At 71.3% G+C, this 11,985-nt stretch carries 15 protein-coding genes; 11 read left to right on the top strand and 4 right to left on the bottom strand.

Annotation, left to right across the window (positions count from 1 at the left end):
* The first annotated feature begins 3 nt into the window (after positions 1-3).
* The 4 genes from crcB to GBA65_RS03595 all read left to right on the top strand — a co-directional run bounded on the left by crcB (position 4) and on the right by GBA65_RS03595 (position 2,723).
* Positions 4-384 (top strand): fluoride efflux transporter CrcB, encoded by a 381-nt coding sequence (crcB, locus tag GBA65_RS03610; RefSeq protein ID WP_166395418.1) that lies wholly within the window; start codon positions 4-6, stop codon positions 382-384.
* A gap of 304 nt (positions 385-688) precedes the next feature.
* The gene (locus tag GBA65_RS03605; protein ID WP_228281855.1) at positions 689-1,219 is read left to right on the top strand and encodes a DsbA family oxidoreductase; all 531 of its coding nucleotides are present in this window, start codon (positions 689-691) and stop codon (positions 1,217-1,219) included.
* Complete coding sequence (locus tag GBA65_RS03600) at positions 1,216-1,929, top strand: SDR family NAD(P)-dependent oxidoreductase (RefSeq protein WP_166395417.1); 714 nt, start codon at positions 1,216-1,218, stop codon at positions 1,927-1,929. Before GBA65_RS03605 ends, GBA65_RS03600 begins: the two co-directional genes overlap by 4 nt.
* A 50-nt stretch (positions 1,930-1,979) precedes the next feature.
* Positions 1,980-2,723, top strand: a complete 744-nt coding sequence (locus GBA65_RS03595; RefSeq protein ID WP_166395416.1) for an alpha/beta fold hydrolase — start codon at positions 1,980-1,982, stop codon at positions 2,721-2,723.
* Here the strand turns inward: GBA65_RS03595 and GBA65_RS03590 are convergent.
* Positions 2,720-3,493, bottom strand: coding sequence for a type 1 glutamine amidotransferase (locus GBA65_RS03590; RefSeq protein WP_228281650.1), 774 nt, complete (start codon positions 3,491-3,493; stop codon positions 2,720-2,722). The two genes, GBA65_RS03595 and GBA65_RS03590, sit on opposite strands and share 4 nt — an antisense overlap.
* Before the next feature lie 160 nt (positions 3,494-3,653).
* Between GBA65_RS03590 and GBA65_RS03585 the strand changes: the two genes are divergently transcribed.
* Both GBA65_RS03585 and GBA65_RS03580 read left to right on the top strand, forming a co-directional pair.
* Entirely contained in the window at positions 3,654-4,088 is a 435-nt protein-coding gene (locus GBA65_RS03585) for a hypothetical protein (protein ID WP_166395415.1), read from the top strand.
* A 217-nt stretch (positions 4,089-4,305) separates the two neighbouring features.
* Positions 4,306-4,716 carry a hypothetical protein gene (locus GBA65_RS03580; RefSeq protein WP_166395414.1) on the top strand — a complete coding sequence of 137 codons (411 nt, stop codon included), beginning with the start codon at positions 4,306-4,308 and terminating at the stop codon, positions 4,714-4,716.
* Positions 4,717-4,747: 31 nt separating this feature from the next.
* Here the strand turns inward: GBA65_RS03580 and GBA65_RS03575 are convergent, their stop codons facing one another.
* Together GBA65_RS03575 and GBA65_RS03570 are read right to left on the bottom strand one after the other, a co-directional pair.
* Entirely contained in the window at positions 4,748-6,166 is a 1,419-nt protein-coding gene (locus tag GBA65_RS03575; RefSeq protein WP_166395413.1) for a Mur ligase family protein, read from the bottom strand.
* A 58-nt stretch (positions 6,167-6,224) separates the two neighbouring features.
* Positions 6,225-7,382 carry a DEAD/DEAH box helicase gene (locus tag GBA65_RS03570; RefSeq protein WP_166395412.1) on the bottom strand — a complete coding sequence of 386 codons (1,158 nt, stop codon included), beginning with the start codon at positions 7,380-7,382 and terminating at the stop codon, positions 6,225-6,227.
* 260 nt (positions 7,383-7,642) lie between these two features.
* On the opposite strand from GBA65_RS03570, the gene GBA65_RS03565 reads away from it, so the two are divergent.
* The 3 genes from GBA65_RS03565 (at position 7,643) to GBA65_RS03555 (ending at position 9,444) form a co-directional block, all read left to right on the top strand.
* A complete protein-coding gene (locus GBA65_RS03565; RefSeq protein ID WP_166395411.1) occupies positions 7,643-8,653 on the top strand; it encodes a S1C family serine protease in 1,011 nt (336 codons plus the stop codon).
* Positions 8,654-8,766: 113 nt separating this feature from the next.
* Positions 8,767-9,003 (top strand): heavy-metal-associated domain-containing protein, encoded by a 237-nt coding sequence (locus GBA65_RS03560; RefSeq protein WP_166395410.1) that lies wholly within the window; start codon positions 8,767-8,769, stop codon positions 9,001-9,003.
* 6 nt (positions 9,004-9,009) lie between these two features.
* Entirely contained in the window at positions 9,010-9,444 is a 435-nt protein-coding gene (locus GBA65_RS03555) for a hypothetical protein (protein ID WP_166395409.1), read from the top strand.
* A gap of 15 nt (positions 9,445-9,459) precedes the next feature.
* Here GBA65_RS03555 and GBA65_RS03550 read toward each other — a convergent pair whose 3' ends face one another.
* Positions 9,460-10,482, bottom strand: coding sequence for a sodium:calcium antiporter (locus GBA65_RS03550; protein WP_166395408.1), 1,023 nt, complete (start codon positions 10,480-10,482; stop codon positions 9,460-9,462).
* 99 nt (positions 10,483-10,581) lie between these two features.
* Between GBA65_RS03550 and larB the strand changes: the two genes are divergently transcribed.
* Together larB and thpR are read left to right on the top strand one after the other, a co-directional pair.
* The gene (larB, locus tag GBA65_RS03545) at positions 10,582-11,388 is read left to right on the top strand and encodes a nickel pincer cofactor biosynthesis protein LarB (RefSeq protein WP_166395407.1); all 807 of its coding nucleotides are present in this window, start codon (positions 10,582-10,584) and stop codon (positions 11,386-11,388) included.
* 49 nt (positions 11,389-11,437) lie between these two features.
* Positions 11,438-11,965, top strand: a complete 528-nt coding sequence (thpR, locus tag GBA65_RS03540; protein WP_407691038.1) for an RNA 2',3'-cyclic phosphodiesterase — start codon at positions 11,438-11,440, stop codon at positions 11,963-11,965.
* The last annotated feature ends 20 nt before the right edge of the window (positions 11,966-11,985 follow it).

Below are 11,985 nucleotides of genomic sequence, written 5' to 3'. Positions count from 1 at the left end.
CCGTTGTACAACCTCCTGCTCGTGGCGGGCGGGGGCGCCCTCGGCGCCGCCTCCCGCCACCTCCTGGGAGCCTGGGTCCTGGCCCTTCTCGGCCCGGGCTTCCCCTGGGGGACGTTCCTCGTAAACGTCTCGGGGTCGTTCCTGATCGGGGTGGTATTCGGGCTCGTGGAGATAGGCGGGCTCCCCGCGGGCGCCCGTCCCCTCCTCGCCATCGGCGTGCTCGGCGGCTACACGACCTTCTCCAGCTTCTCCTACGAGACCCTCGCCCTGATCTCGAAGGGGAGCTACGCGCCCGCCCTCTTCTACTCCCTCGCCCAGGTGGCCCTCGGCCTCGCAGCCGTCTACGCGGGCATGTCCCTGGTCACCGGCGCCAAGGGCGCCTGAGGTCTGGAGAATCCCTCGGGCGTCCACGATGCACGGGCGATCCGGGGGGCCGACCCGGACTTCTCCTTGTCTAGCGGTCCCCCGACGGGGGAGAGCGCGGCGAGGTCCGCTCCGGAGCGAACCGTTCCAGACGGGTAAGGGTAGGCGTACGGATTCGAAGGAGGGGCCGGCGGTGCATGGTAGCATCGCGGGGTCCGCGAACGGGAGGAGAGCGAAGATGAGGGTGGAGATTTTCTCGGACTACATATGACCCTACTGCTACGTCGGCGAGGGTCTCGTCGAGAAGCTTGAGAGCGAGCCGGACCTGGACCTCGAGATAACCTGGACGCCGTTCGAGCTGCACCCGGACACCCCGCCCGAGGGCATCCCCCTGCACGAGTACTTCGGGCGCGACCCGTCGCAGTTCGAGGAGTCCTACCGGGGCTTGAAGCAGAGGGTCGAGGAGCTCGGGCTGCCGATGGGCGACGTCCCGAGCGTCATGTCCAACTCGAACAAGGTCCTGCGCCTGGCCGAGTACGCCCGGGACAACGGGGTCTTCGATCGCCTGCATCTGCCCGCCTTCGAGGCGTACTTCGCCGACGATCGGAACCTCGGCGAGGACCAGGTGCTGCGCGAGCTGGCCGAGGAAGCCGGGCTCGACCCGGACGAGGCGATGCGCGTGCTCGACGGCGGGGACTACGAGGACCGGATCGAGAACGCGATGCGCCGGGCGCGGGAGTACGGCATCACCGGGACGCCGACGTTCGTGGTCGAGGGCCGCTACGGGATCGTCGGGGCGCAGCCCTACGAGGCCCTGCGCGACGGCTTGAAGAAGATCCAGGAGGAGATGGGATGAGCGAGAGGGTTGCGGCGGTGCTGGGCGTTGGACCCGGGCTCGGGGCGGCGATCTCGCGCCGCTTCGCCCACGAGGGCTTCGGGGTGGCCCTCCTGGCCCGCAGCGAGGAGAGCACCGCCCCCGTGCGCGAGGAGATCGAACGCTCCGGCGGCGAGGCGCTCGCGGTCGAGGCCGACGCGACGGACGCGTCCTCCGTGGCACGAGCCTTCGAGCGCGTCCGCGGCTCCCTCGGCGACCCGGAGGTCTTCGTCTACAACGCGGGCGCGTTCAGGATGGGCGGCATCCTCGACGTAAGCCCCGCCGACTTCGATAATTGCCTCAAGGCCAACTGCGCGGGCGCCTTCTACGCCGCCCAGCAGGTGCTGCTCGCGATGGTGGAGCGCGGGCGCGGGACGATCATCCTCACGGGCGCCACGGCCGCCCTGCGCGGCTCGGCGAACTTCGCGGCGCTCGCGACGGGCAAATTCGCCCTGAGGGCGCTCGCGCAATCCATGGCCCGGGAGTTCGGGCCGCAGGGCATCCACGTCGCCCACACGGTGATAGACGGGCAGATCGACACGCCGAGGGTGCGCGGCATGTCGCCGGACCGCGACGAGAGCACGATGCTCTCCCCCGACGCCATCGCCGAAGCCTACTGGCAGCTCCACCGCCAGGACCCGACGGCCTGGACGCTGGAGCTCGACCTCCGGCCGTCCGTGGAGAGCTTCTGAGGCTCGCGACCCGGGGCTGGGGCGAGGAGGGTCGCCCGCTCGCCGTCCTCGTGCACGGCGTCACCGCCTCGTCCGCCACCTTCTGGCGCGTCGGGCCCTGGTTCGCCGAGCGGGGCTGGCGCGCCGTCGCGGTCGACCTGCGCGGGCACGGCGAGAGCCCCCGGATGTCCGGCGGCGAGGGGCTCGCGGACCTCGCCGCCGACGTCCACGAGACGGTCGCGCCGCTCCTGGCCCCCGGCGAGCACATAGACGTGCTGCTCGGCCACTCCCTCGGCGCGCTGACGGCCCTGGGGCTCTGCGCCGAGCGCCCCGGCCTCGTGCGCAGTCTCGTGCTAGAGGAGCCGCCCGACTCCAAGGGCGGCGCCACCGGCTTCGAAGGGGTGACGCGGGAGGTAGAGGAAGGCATCGCGCGCACGAAGGAAGATCCCGGAGCCGCTCTCCGCGACGCCCGCGCCGAGAACCCCTCTTGGAGCGACGAGGACGTGGCGAACAGCGTGGCGGGCGGCCTCGCCTGCGACGCCGGGCCCGTGGCCGCGCTGGTGCGGGGCGGCCTGCGCGGGCTCGACCTGCCGGCCAAGATCGGGGCCCTCGAGATGCCCACCCTGCTCGTGCTCGGCAGCCCGGACAGGGGCTCGTACATGCTCGACCCCGAGCGCAGCGCCGTCGCCGGGGCGCTGAAGCACGGCGTCGTGGAGACGTTCGAGGCCGGGCACAGCGTCCACCGGGAGGACTTCGAGGGGTACGTCCGGCTTCTTGGCCGCTGGCTCGGGAGGGGCGAGACCTTGCGAGGCTAGCCCTTTCCGGCCCGCACCCTCCCGGCCACGGAGGCGAAGGCGGCCTTCTCCGCTGCGTCGTCGAGCGGTTCGAGCTCGAACGAGTCGTCCGTGCGACGCAGGGCGTTCAGGATCAACTGGTCGGTGAGCCAGGGGTTCTTCGGCAGCAAGGAGCCGTGGAGGTAGGTGCCGTAGGAGTTGAGCCGGCGGGCGCCCTCGGTGCCGTCCCGGCCGTTGTTGCCGTAGCCCGAGATCACGTCGGCGAGGGGCTCGGTGCCGCCCCCGAGCTCGGTGCGCCCGCCGTGGTTCTCGAAGCCGACGATCTCGCGGGGCGTCGCGTCCGCCTCGCCTTCTAGGGGGCGCACCCTGGCGAGGACGTTGCCGATCAGACGCGGCTCGTCCGGCCTGCGCGGGCGCGTGTGCATGTCGAAGATGCCGACCCCCGGCAGCTTCTCACCCTCCGGCGTCTCGTAGTAGTGCCCCATAAGCTGGTAGCCGCCGCAGACCCCGAGGATCACGCCGCCGTCCTCGGCGATGGCCTTCAGCTCCCTCCCCTTCGCCCCCGAGAGGTCGTCGACGAGCAGGGTCTGCTCGCGGTCCTGTCCTCCGCCGAAGAGGAAGACGTCGCACCCCGTCGGACGGATGGGCTCCCCGAGCCCGACGTCCACGACCTCTACCTCGATCCCGCGCCACTCGCAACGCTTCTTGATCGAGATGACGTTCCCGCGGTCCCCGTAGAGGTTCATCATGTCCGCGTAGAGGTGCTGGATCGTAAGCCTGAGTCGTTCCAATGCATGGCCCCTTCGTGCTCGCGTCTGGACCCTAAGGATAACCTCCCTTCACCTTGCGCTCACGCCGCAGACGAGCTTCGAGGTGCCGCGTCCCCGACCGGCCGCAGGTCCGAGGGCTGGTATAAAGGCCGGCAAAGGAGCGAGAGGAAAGGACGAGGCGATGGAGGAGCGCACCACCCCCTGCCCGGAGTGCCGGAGCGGCAACCCGCCCGAGAACCGCTTCTGCGGGGCCTGCGGCACGTCCCTGACCGTGGGCGAGCAGCTCGCCCGCCGGCCGGAGAACGGCCCGCCGGCGCCGCTCCGGGCCCTGCTGCCCGACGAGCTCAAGCCCGTCGGCAGGGCGCTGGCGGTGGGCGTGGCGACCCTGGCGGCCCAGGCGGGCCTGGCCTGGCTGCGGCGCAGGGCCGAGGGCTCCGGCCGCACGGCGCTGCCGGCCACGAGGACGCCGGGCTCCACGACGCCCGAGCACCCGGCGTACTGGAGCTTCGAGGAGGTGCACGCCTGGCTGCGGGAGGGGGACTTCGAGAGCCGGACGTTCGCGCAGCGGACGGTGAGATCGTTCCGCGCGACGGACCCGAACGGCGGTCAGCGGTAGCGCTACCAAAGCCCCCCGGCGACCACCCCCGCCGCGCCACACACGAGACCGGACCTCGGCCGCCGGACCCTGCGCTCCTCCCCGTCCTCGGGCGCGCTCGGCGCCCCGTAGGGGAGGATGGTCCGGGCCGATTCGGACGAGCCTTCAGGCGTCGGTTCCCGACGAGATCGACGCAGGGCGGCTACCATTACGGGGTGAGGCTCGGAAGGAGGAACGGGTGAGCAGCGAGGTCGGCCCTACCTTCGTGCCCGGAGACCCGATCATGTACATCGTCCAGTTCACCTGCAAGGCGAACGTGCGCACGGTCCTCGCCGTCTTCGTCGCCGAGGAGTCCGGGTACGAGGTGGTCCTCGAGGGCGAGGTGGAGAAGAAGGAGAAGGCGCGGGACGCCCGCCTGCAGACGGCGCTGCTCAAGCAGCCCGGAGATCCCCCCGACGACCCGAAACCCGGTACCTACCACCTGCGCCGCCTGGAGGTCCACACCCACGCGGGCCGGACGCTCGACTTCGACAACCCGCCCGAGGGCGGCTTCTACCTCGTGGAGGAGCCGACGGACCTCCCCGTGCGAACGCACGTCGGCTGGGCGCTCCCCGAGTGGCACCCGGGCAACGCCCCCGGACGCCGGTAGCGAGCCCCGCCCGGCGGCCCTCACCCTCGACCTATTTGTCCTCCCAGAACGGGTGCGTGTGGCCGAGGTCGCTCAGGGTCCGGCGGAGCTCCAGCATGGAGGTGTAGGTCGGCAGGACGTAGAGGGTCTCGCCGGGCGGGGTGGCTTCGAGGGCGCGTTTCAGGGCCTGCTTGCGGTCCGGGACGGCCCACCGGACGGGGAGCTCGGCGTACTTTAGGCGCACGGCCATGTCCTCGGCCCGGATGCCGGTGACAAAGAAGTTCGTCTCCGCGTCGGACCCGGAGAGCATCTCGAAGTCGACGTCCCAGAGCCAGGAGACGTCCCGGCCGTCGGCGTCGTTGTCGTTTATGGCTATAAGGACGTTGCGCGGACCGGACGAGCGCCCGTCGGGGCCGGCGAGAAAGGTCCGGAGGATCTCGTTGAAGCCCACGGGGTTCTTTATGAGGAGCAGGAAGACCTCTTTGTCGTCCGCCTTCACCCGCTCGACCCTCCCGAAGGCGCCGCCGAACGCCCTCAACCCGCGCGCGATCTCGGCCGGACGGACCCCCATCTCCCCCGCCACGGTCGCGGCCGCCAGGGCGTTGTAGACGTTGTAGAGCCCGGGGAGGGATATCCTCACCCCGACCCCGCCGTGCGGCGTCGTCAGGAGGAAGTCCGTCCCCCGCGGCCCATCCATCCTGACCCGCGTCGCCCTGTAGAGGGGCTCCGGTCGCTCGAAGCCGCAGTTGGGGCACCGGTAGAGGCCCACATGCCCGAAGTAGACCGCCGCGTACGAGAGGGCCGTCCCGCAGACCGGGCAGTCCTTGGAGTCGGCGATGTGCTGGAGGGTGCCGGTGTTCAGCGAGGGCTCGTCGACGCCGAAGTAGACGGGCCTCGCGGCGGAGTGCCCGAGGCTCGCGACGAGCGGGTCGTCGGCGTTCAGGACGACGGAGCCGTTCTCGGGCAGGTCCGGAAAGGACGAGGCGATGACCTTCGCGGTGTACGCGAGCTCGCCGTAGCGGTCGAGCTGGTCGCGAAAGAGGTTGAGGACGGCGAGCAGCGAGAGCGCGGCCTCGGAGGCCACCTTCGGCACGTTCGCCTCGTCGACCTCGAAGAGGCCCATCTCCGAGCGAGGCTTGCCGAAGAGCGAGGAGTCGGCGACGAGGGCCGCGGTCACGCCGGTGACGAGGTTCGCCCCGGTCGAGTTGTTCACCGCCCTGATGCCGGCGGTCTGCAGGATCTTGGCGACCATGCGGGTCGTGGTCGTCTTGCCGTTCGTGCCGGTGACGGCGGCCGAGCCGCGCGGCAGCCCCCCGGAGAGGCGCGAGAGGACCTTCGGGTAGACCCTCCGGGCGACCACGCCCGGCATCGTGGAGCCTCCCCCGCGCCTGAGCGTCCGGCTCGCCAGCCCCGCCGCCCTGGCGGCCACGACGGCCGCCGGGAGGAGGGCTCTATCCAGGAGCGGGCTCATGGGGCACGATTATAGAGCAGACGCCCGGCGGCACCGGGCGTCTCCAAGGCGCCGCTCGCTAGGCCGCGGAGAGGGGCGGCTCGCTCTCTCGCACCTCGACGGGGAGGGCGCGCCGGATCTTCTCGAAGTCCCTCACCTCGGCGTCGCCGACGAGCGTCGCCGCGATCCCGTCCTTGCCCGCCCGCGCCGTGCGGCCGATGCGGTGCACGTAGGTCTCCAGGTCCTCCGGGAGGTCGTAGTTGAAGACGTGGGAGACGTTCGGGACGTCGAGGCCGCGCGCGGCCACGTTCGTGGCCACGAGGATCTCCGTCCGCCCCTTGGAGAAGGCGGCGAGCGTCTTGTCGCGCTGCGACTGGGACTTGCCGCCGTGCAGGAGGCCCGCCCTGTAGCCCTCGCGCTCGAGCTGGCGGTGCAGCTTCGTCGCCCCGTGCTTCGTGCGGCGGAACACAATCGCCAGCGGCTTCTCCTCGGCGTCGAGGAGGGCCCTGAGGACGCGCGTCTTGTCGCGGCCGCCGACCCGGTAGTAGACCTGCTCGACCGTGTCCACGGTCGTCGTCTCGGACTCGACCTTGAGCCAGCGCGGGGAGCGCATGTGGCGCCCGACGATGCCCCGGATCTCCTTCGGCATCGTCGCCGAGAACAGGGCGGTCTGGCGGTCCTTGGGGGTGTGCGAGAGGATGCGGCCGACGTCGGGGGCGAAGCCCATGTCGAGCATCCTGTCGGCCTCGTCGAGCACGAGGTAGCTCACCGCCTTCAGGTCGAGCGTGCCCCTGTTCAAATGGTCGAGGATGCGCCCGGGCGTCCCGACGACCACCGAGTTGGAGCGGCTCTTGAGCGCCTTGATCTGGGGCCCTATCGAGACGCCGCCGCACAGGACGATCGGGCGCACCGGGGCGTACTTGGACAGGCTCTCGATCTCCCGGGCCGCCTGAGCGGCGAGCTCGCGCGTCGGCAGCAGCACGAGCGCCCGGACGCCGCGCGCCTTCGGCCCGACGGCCTCTATGAGGGGGATCGAGAACGCGGCGGTCTTGCCGCTGCCGGTCTGGGCCATGCCGACGACGTCCTCGCCGTCGAGGAGCGCGGGCAGCGCCAGCGCCTGGATGGGCGTCGGGGTCTCCCAGCCCTGATCCGATACTGCCTTACGGATACCGTCGGAGACGGGTAGGTCGGTGAAGGAGGCCCCGCGGGCCTCGTTCGGAGCGTAGGTTTCTACCATCTTGATGTTCCTCTCTCTCGCTGTTCGCAACAAGCGCCACCACAAAAACCGTACGTCTGGGGTGGCCACTCGGCGACCGAGGGAGGACACGGGCACAAAAAAGAGATGCTCAGAGAACGGCCGGCATCTCGCAGATCGTGGACGTAAATTCTTATCGTGTAGCCATGAGAGTGTACCACCAACCGGGCCTCCAGCCCCGCCGCGCCGGGCTAGACCTTCTTCCGGGTGTCTTTCTCCCCCGGATACGGTATGAACGGTACATGGAGATTTTCGAGAACCTTCAGGCAAGTTCCAGGTTGGAGAGGGACGAGCTGGACGTCTACTCGCGGACGGTGCGCGACGTGACGGACCGGCTCGGACCGGCGGTCGTCTCGATCGGGACGAACTCCGGGCGCGGGGGCGGGAGCGGCGTGATCCTCGGCTCCCACGAGGGCACCGCGACCGCCGTCACGAACAGCCACGTCGTGCGCGGCCTGCGCAGGGCCGAGGCGCAGGGACGGGGCGGCGAGGCGTCCGGCAACCTCACGGTGACGACCGTGGACGGGACGACGGTCGACGCCGAGGTGCTCGGGGACGACCCGGCGAGCGACCTCGGCGTGGTGCGCTTCAATGCGCCGGCCGAGGGCATCACCGTGGCCCCGCTGGGCGAGGCGCAGAACCTCGTCGTGGGGCAGCTCGTCGTGGCGATCGGGAGCCCTCTGGGGTTCCAGCGGACCGTTACCGCGGGCGTGGTCAGCGCTCTTGGGCGCTCCATCCGCAGCCAGGGCGAGGGGGGTCGGCGGGGGCGCCTCATAGAGAACGTCATCCAGACCGACGCGGCCATCAACCCGGGCAACTCCGGCGGCCCCCTCTCCGACGCCTCCGGCAGGGTTGTCGGCATAAACACCGCGATCATCGGCGGCGCCCAGGGCATAGGCTTCGCCGTCCCCGTCTCGGCGGCCTTCCGGCGCGTGGTCTTCGCGCTGGTGACGGAGGGGCGGGTCCGGCGGGCCTTTCTCGGGGTCGGCGTCGTCACCCGCGCCGTCCAGGACGGCTCCGGCGGCGCGGGCGCGCAGGTCGAGAGCGTCGCCCCCAACAGCCCGGCCGAGAGGGCGGGGCTGCGGCCGGGAGACCTGATCGTGGGCTTCGGCGACGCCTCCATCCGCTCCACGGACGACCTCCTCAACCGCCTCGACGGCCCCTCGATAGGCCGGGACGTCGCCCTGAAGGTGATGCGCGGCGGAAGGGAGCTCGCCCTCACCACCAGGCCCGGGGAACAGCCGGAGGAGTAGCCCTCGGCCGTCGGGGAAGGCGGGCCCGGGAACACGCCGGGTCCGCAAGCGATAAGCTGACGGCCGAGAGCCGCCGAAGGCGGCGCTGGAAGCTTCCGAGCAGAGGGAGGAAAATGCCCGACGTAACGCTGGTGGTGCGCGGCCTCGCCGATCCCGGGGAGGCCGAGCGCCTGCAAACCGCGATCGAGCGCATCGGCGAGGTACGGGCGGCGAACGTGGACGCCGAGAAGGGCCTCCTCGCCGTCTCCTACGAGGGCGGGGAGGCGGAGCTCACCCGGATCGAGGGCGCCGTAAAGGAGGCCGGCTTCGAGCCCGAGCCCACGCCGGGCGCCGAGAACGCCGGGGGCTAGACCGGGATGAGCGAGGAACCCTCCATCCCACCCGCCGAGGCGGCTCTCCTGCTCGGGATCCCGGAGGAGGAGGCGCGGAGCCTAGCTGGCCCGGACGGGGGCGTCCCCCCGGAGGCGCTGCTGAGGAGGACAGGGGCGGCGGTGCTGGAGCTGGCGCGCGAGCTGGCGCGCGCCCGGGAGGAGGCCGGCGGGCTCGCCGGCCAGCTCAAGGAGGTCCGCGCGACGAACCTCAGGCTCCGGGACGAGCTCAAGGCCGGAGTCGGGGAGCGGCGGCGCCTCACGGACGAGGTGCTGGAGCTCCGGGCGGCGGCCGAGGAGCGGCTGATGCTCATGGAGCGCATCGAGCGCATCGCCGGGATCGAGGCCGAGCTCGAGGAGGCCGAGGCGGAGCTTCACCGGCTGAGATCCCGCGGGATTCTCGCCCGGCTGCTGGACCGCTAGGGGGACGGCCGGGCGTTACCTCGTGACGACCTGGTAGATCGCGACCGCGACGAACACCGCGTAGAGGCTCCCCGCTCCCATCATCACCGTCGACGTCAGGCGGGTCTTGCGGAGGAGCAGGGTGAAGAGGACCGTGCCGGAGGCGAGCGCCAGGATCGCCGAGAAGGCGGTGAGGAAGTCCAGCTCCCACGGGGTGAACAGGAGGCCAAGGGAGACGGGCACCGTGCTCTGGAAGACCATCGCCCCCGTGATGTTCCCGAAGGCGAGCGTGTCCTTGTCGTCCCTGAGCCAGATCACGGAGTTGAACTTCTCCGGCAGCTCCGTGGCCAGCGGGGCGAGGACGAGGGCGATCAGGCTCGCGGGGATGCCCGCGGACTCGGAGAGGTGCTCGACGCCCCCGACGAAGAGGTGGGCACCGTAGGCCATCACCGCCAGCGACCCGAAGACCTGCCCGTAGACCGCCCAGTTCGGCGCCGGGGAACCACCGGGCCAGAGCGTCAGCTTGTCCGGGGTATCCGAGAGGCTCTCCCCACCCGCCCTGATCGTCTGCAGGACGTGCACGCCATACGCGATGAGCAGCACGATGGCGATGATCACCTTGACGAAGATCGGCAGTTGCACGATCCCGGCCGCCGCGGCGATGGCGAAGAACGGGAGGAAGAAGCCGATGTCGCGCCGGGCTACGGTGCGGTCGACGATGACCTCGTCCCCGTTCCTCCGGCGCCCGCGGAAGCCCAGGGCCGCGGCCCCGACGACGAACATCGCGAGCGTGGCGAGCAGGAACGGTGCCCCGAGGATCGCGCCGATGCCGATCTCCCCGGCGCTCCCGCCGCGGCCCTCGCCCGCGAGGGCCGCCCCTATGAGGGCGACCACCGGTATCATGGTCTCCGGCAGGGCAGTGCCCACCGCCGCCAGCACGCTCCCGACCGCCCCCTGCCCGAGGTTCAACCTCTCGCCGACGATCTCGATAGCGTTAGTGAACAGCACCGCGGCCCCAAGAATGGCGACCAGCGCGATCACGAGCTCTAGCACCGTCACCTGCGCCTTACCTCCTAAGTTGGTGTCTCCGTGCAGCGACGATGTACTATCTACCCCCTGACACCGAGTAACAACCGAGACGACGAAAGCCGGGACGCATTGAACAAGCTCGAAGAGACCCTCGACGCCGTCGCCCGCGGCGCCATCTCTCCCCGAGAGGCGGCCGGACGCCTGAGCCAGGGCGAGGTCCGCTACCTGGACGTCGCCGCCCTCGACCTCGGCCGTGCCGCCCGCAAGGGCGTCCCCGAGATCGTCTACGCCCCCGGCAAGACCCCGGAGCAGGTCGCGAGAATCTGCGCCGCCATGCTGGAAGGCACGGAGCGCGTCATCGTCAGCGGGCCCTCCGGGGAGCACGAGCGCCTCGTCCGCCAGGCCCTCCCGGACGTCCCCGTAAGAGATGCCGGCCGCGCCCTCGTCGTCGGGGCCGGGGAGCCCGCCCCCACCGGCGGGCGGCTGTATGCCATCGGCGCCGGCACCTCGGATCTGCCGGTCCTCGAGGAGGCCGTGGCGGTCGCCCGCGAGATGGGCGTCGCGGTAAAGACCACCCACGACGTGGGCGTCGCCGGCCTCCACCGCCTCCGCGGCCCCCTCGAGGAGCTCCGCGCCTTCGACCCGGACTGCGTGATCGTCGCCGCCGGCATGGAGGGCGCGCTCCCGACCCTCGTCTCGGGCCTCGTCGCGGTCCCGGTGGTGGGCCTCCCGACCTCGGTGGGCTACGGCCTCGGCGGGGACGGCACCGCCGCCATCCTCGGGATGCTCCAGAGCTGCTCCCCGGGCCTCTCGGTCGTGAACGTGGACAACGGCGTCGGCGCGGGCGCGACGGCCGCCCTCATCGCCAACCGCGCCGCCCTCTACCGCAACGACACAGAGAGCAACGGCCAGGCGCCCGGCGCGGGCGTCTCCTGAGGTCGTGCGCGTCTTCGTCGCCGTGACCCCGCCGCCGGAGGTACGGCGCGTGGCGCTTGCAGCGGCGCGCGAGGCGGCGCGGGAGCTTGGCGGCGGGATCCGGTGGACAAAGCAGGAGAACATCCACCTTACCCTGAAGTTTCTGGGCGAGGTGTTCGAGGAGTCCCTGGAGGGCATCTGCGGCGCGCTGAGGAGGGCCTGCTCCGCGCACGCCCCGTTCGACGCCCGGCTGAAGGGCCTGGGGGCCTTCCCCTCGCCGCGGCGGGCCAGGGTGATCTGGGCCGGCGTGGACAGGGGCTCCGAGGAGACGACCTCCCTCGCCGCGAGCGTCGAGGCCGCGCTGGAGCCCCTGGGCTTCCGGCGCGAGGGACGTCCCTACATGCCCCACGCGACCCTCGGGCGCGCCAGAGGACGCTCGGTCGGCGTCGACCTGTCGAAGACTGACGTGCTGGATTCGCCGCTCTTTCGGGTAGCGAGCGCCGAGCTCACGAAGAGCACCCTGACCCCGGGAGGGTCGGTCTACGAGATCGTGGAAGCCTTCGCCCTCAACGGCGAAGAGGGGGACTATTCCAGGTAGAGGCCGATAAGCGGCCCGAC

Source organism: Rubrobacter marinus, assembly GCF_011492965.1.
GTDB lineage: Bacteria > Actinomycetota > Rubrobacteria > Rubrobacterales > Rubrobacteraceae > Rubrobacter_F > Rubrobacter_F marinus.
This window is presented reverse-complemented; position numbering and strand designations above follow the sequence as displayed.

What these genes read in the sequence shown, in the direction of transcription:
- GBA65_RS03600 (WP_166395417.1), top strand. Translation starts at nt 1,216, where the DNA reads ATGAGCGAGAGGGTTGCGGCGGTGCTGGGCGTTGGACCCGGGCTCGGG.
- GBA65_RS03585 (WP_166395415.1), top strand. Translation starts at nt 3,654, where the DNA reads ATGGAGGAGCGCACCACCCCCTGCCCGGAGTGCCGGAGCGGCAACCCG.
- GBA65_RS03575 (WP_166395413.1), bottom strand. Translation starts at nt 6,166, where the DNA reads ATGAGCCCGCTCCTGGATAGAGCCCTCCTCCCGGCGGCCGTCGTGGCC.
- GBA65_RS03570 (WP_166395412.1), bottom strand. Translation starts at nt 7,382, where the DNA reads ATGGTAGAAACCTACGCTCCGAACGAGGCCCGCGGGGCCTCCTTCACC.
- GBA65_RS03565 (WP_166395411.1), top strand. Translation starts at nt 7,643, where the DNA reads ATGGAGATTTTCGAGAACCTTCAGGCAAGTTCCAGGTTGGAGAGGGAC.
- GBA65_RS03560 (WP_166395410.1), top strand. Translation starts at nt 8,767, where the DNA reads ATGCCCGACGTAACGCTGGTGGTGCGCGGCCTCGCCGATCCCGGGGAG.
- GBA65_RS03555 (WP_166395409.1), top strand. Translation starts at nt 9,010, where the DNA reads ATGAGCGAGGAACCCTCCATCCCACCCGCCGAGGCGGCTCTCCTGCTC.